The following is a 923-nucleotide window of genomic DNA, read 5'->3' on the forward strand; positions in this document are numbered from 1 at the left end:
ATGATACCATGATTAGGGATTTTTAGGCACTAAAACCTGTTGTTCGTGTTCTCTAGACAAGGTCTTGGTGCTTTGTTTAATAATGTCATCAATCACCGCTTTATCTAAAGCATCTTTCCTTAAGTCTTTGGGGAGATTTTTGACACACTCTGCTGATACCCACAGAGGCAGAAAGTCTCTAGTGTGATTGAAGAAGAATTGAAGAAAAGAGAAGAAGAAAGGCAGAAAGCGTTGATCTTGCAAGAAAATCGCAACATTACAGCTTACATCAACAATGTGATGGCAGCAGGCAGCCGACAGATTATTGATCAAGAAAAAATACGAGAGCAAAAACAACAGATCGTTTTAGATCAGGCAAAGGCATTAGAAACACATTACCAATTTCACTTGTTTAGCAGTGAAAATCGCTGAAAAATTGGTTCATTAGCTACAAGTTGATTGCATTCAAAGTCTGACTAAATCCTTTTTTTTTAGCAGAACTAAATCTCAATGGAAGTGAAAAAGACATGTTTCAAAAAGTGTTAACTTTTGGAAGCATTCAATTTTTCTAAGATTTCTTCTGAAAGAATTTGGACATCAATGGGCTTTTTGATCCTCTCTAAAAAACAATCGTATTTTCTAACATTTCTTTGTTTCTCAAAAACAAGATAAGAACCCACATAGATAGTGATTGCAGGGATTTTGCATTTGTGAACAAATACCAATCCTTTGGTTTTTTCGTAATCTTTGAGTATAAACATCTAACCTTTCATCACTTTTTTCATTCTGAATTCTAAAAGCATGGTGGTTTCGCCTTTCATTATTGTTCTTGTTGAAGTTCTTTCAAATCGCTTTTGACTTGATTCAAAAAAGCGGTTTTGACAAAATTTGATTTGTTGCTGTATCCGAAAATAGAAATGATGAATTTGTTTTTGATATACAAG

At 33.9% G+C, this 923-nt stretch carries 1 protein-coding gene and 1 pseudogene; one reads left to right on the forward strand and one right to left on the reverse strand.

Annotation, left to right across the window (positions count from 1 at the left end; translation table 11 throughout):
- Nucleotides 1–156: 156 nt before the first annotated feature.
- Nucleotides 157–378 (forward strand): annotated as a pseudogene (locus tag EAL87_RS07980) (sodium:calcium antiporter); the annotation flags it as partial.
- Between the two features lie 143 nt (nt 379–521).
- Here the strand turns inward: EAL87_RS07980 and EAL87_RS07985 are convergent.
- On the reverse strand, nt 522–704 hold the full coding sequence (locus EAL87_RS07985) for a hypothetical protein (protein ID WP_162972715.1): 183 nt from the start codon (nt 702–704) through the stop codon (nt 522–524).
- Nucleotides 705–923 lie beyond the last annotated feature (219 nt).

This window comes from Helicobacter pylori (genome assembly GCF_003636935.1).
GTDB classification, from domain to species: domain Bacteria; phylum Campylobacterota; class Campylobacteria; order Campylobacterales; family Helicobacteraceae; genus Helicobacter; species Helicobacter pylori_CH.